Source organism: Paracoccus lutimaris, assembly GCF_003337565.1.
Taxonomy (GTDB): Bacteria; Pseudomonadota; Alphaproteobacteria; order Rhodobacterales; family Rhodobacteraceae; genus Paracoccus; species Paracoccus lutimaris.
The window spans coordinates 1-2,305 of sequence record NZ_QPJL01000072.1 but is presented as its reverse complement, the minus strand read 5'-3'; the positions used below and the strand labels follow the sequence as shown (position 1 = coordinate 2,305).

The 2,305-nt window shown below is 59.0% G+C and carries 1 protein-coding gene and 1 tRNA gene; one reads left to right on the top strand and one right to left on the bottom strand.

All coding sequences use genetic code 11. The features are described from left to right. Positions 1-234: 234 nt before the first annotated feature. A tRNA-Met gene (locus DFP89_RS19880) sits at positions 235-311 on the top strand. Between the two features lie 536 nt (positions 312-847). Here the strand turns inward: DFP89_RS19880 and DFP89_RS19875 are convergent. Further along, entirely contained in the window at positions 848-1,690 is an 843-nt protein-coding gene (locus DFP89_RS19875) for a DNA adenine methylase (RefSeq protein WP_114351030.1), read from the bottom strand. Positions 1,691-2,305: the final 615 nt, after the last annotated feature.

The window sequence follows — 2,305 nt, the reverse complement described above, 5'->3', positions numbered from 1 at the left end:
GACATCAGGTCTCGTGCCAAGCTGGTCTCCATCGCAGATACCAGATTGAATCACGTTCAGAACACCCTGTGATTCCCTTTTGTCAACAGGGCCTAGCCTTTCGACACCGCCCTTCGGACGGGGGATACTGCCTGCATCTGCCGCACCGCAGCGAAAATTCGGCGCGGCTGCAGTTTTTGTTCATCGGGGGCACTTGACGCCCGACGCGGCACAACGTAAATCCGCCCCACCCGTGGCGGAGTAGCTCAGCTGGTTAGAGCAGAGGAATCATAATCCTTGTGTCGGGGGTTCAAATCCCTCCTCCGCTACCAATATATCCCATTGAAAAAGATAGAAAACACGCATCCAACTTGCGTGTTTTTGCCGCTCAGGTTTCAGCTGGGGACATGCTCGGGACACAAAGGGGTTTTCCGCATGTTCTTGCGCTCCGTCTGTAGGGGGGGACTAACTCCCGGACAAAGACCTGACCTGCTGTCTGTCCACCCCAAGAGCCTGACAGGAAAAGAGAAAACGCCTCTCAGAGGCGCTGGCGAGCCCGGCGGCTCATGCAAGTTGGTGGGTGAAAATGTCGATTGAGACGTCATCGACCGAGCATCCAATCGACATTCACCGCGCAAATAGCGCGCATCAGACAGCATGCGGATAACATTGAGAAAAGAGCGTGGGCGGACCGCGCTGCGTGGCGTCATCTGCGCCTGACCATCCCGCGCAAAGGCATCAATCAAACAGGGGGTTTCGGAAATTCAGTGCCGAAACCCCCTGCTCTGTTCCGAAACCCACGATTGCTGGGGGTTGAGCCTCAGTTCGGCCCGCTCCAGCGATGGGAGGTTTCGGAAATCGCAAACTGTCAGGAATCGGTCGTTCCGGCGACGTCCTGACGCCCGGGAAGCCGCCAGTTCGAGATCAGCAGCTCGGCCCGATCGCCCGCCTGATCGTTGCGCTTGCCGCTGATCGTATAGGTGGTGCGGATCTCGGCCATCTCGAATCCGGCGAAGGTCTCGCGCACCTCTGACAGGTCGTTCAGCGACAGGACGAAGCGGCCTTTGATCCCAGCCAGCAACTCGGCCATGCGCAGGAAGTCGGCGCGGGCGAACATCGCCTTGCCATAGTCATCCTCGCAGCCCCAATAGGGCGGGTCGAGATAGAACAGCGTGCCCTCGGCGTCATAGCGCGGGATGAAATCCGACCAGTCCAGGCATTCGATCGTCACCCCCGACAGGCGGCTGTGCAGGTCCTCGAGCATCGGCTCCAGCGTCGTCAGATTGAACCGCCCGCCGCGTGTCTTGTCGACGCCGAAGTTGCGGCCCGAAACCTTGCCGCCAAAGGCCGTGCGCTGAAGGTAAAGGAAACGCGCTGCGCGTTCGAGATCGGTCAGCGTGTCGGGGCTGACCTGGACGAGGCGCAGGAACTCGGCCCTGGTGGTCAGCTGGAAGCGCAGCGTGTCCAAGAATTGCGGATAGTGGCGCTGGAGGATACGAAACAGGTTCGCGATGTCGCGGCCGCGATCATTGATCACCTCTGCCCGAGGACGCGAGGTGCGGCGCAGGAAGATGCCGCCCATGCCCACGAAAGGCTCGGCATAGGTGACGCAGGGCGTGGCGTCGATGATGGTGCAGATGCGCCGGGCGAGGTTGCGCTTGCCGCCCAGCCATGGGGCGACAGGTGCAATTGGGGTGATCTGGGCTGGCATGATGGGTCCTGTTGTTCACGACGAGGAATGTGGAACTTAACAGGAACATACGAAGGCGTCACGGCGAGGATCTATCTCCCGATCGAGTCAGGACCGCATGCATGCCATTCAGATTGATAGCCAAATTGACCATCTTTTCCATAGCACCAGCCAGCATTATTCACTTGATCGAACGCAGCATTTCGCTCGTCACACACAGATGATGAGGGGTCAGCGCCTTCTGTCCCTCGACACCGCCGATCCAGTTCCCTGGCTGTATCTATCAATCTTGCAATTTCAACAGGCGGCTCCCGGTCCCTACTTGCCTCTGGCGGAGGGAGATTCCGCTGCGTCAGCGATGCTCCGTATTGCTCGCAAACCATCGAAAGAGCCTGATCATCCCTGTCAGTCCGCGCGATATGTGAGCTAAACACGGGGGTGCCGCTAGAATCTTTACCTATGAATCCGGAGAAAACCCGATTGGGACCATACAGCCCAGACCCGTCAATCCAAGAAACATAGCCGCAGGCGTGTACAAAGCCACCAGAGCCGGCCCAAGGCGGCGGCATCACCATATCATCGACCATCCGCGGCGAGGAAAACCCCGAGACGATCATCCTCGGCAAATACGCCACC

Coding starts and splice junctions, on each gene's coding strand:
- DFP89_RS19875 (WP_114351030.1), bottom strand. CDS start 1,690: ATGCCAGCCCAGATCACCCCAATTGCACCTGTCGCCCCATGGCTGGGC.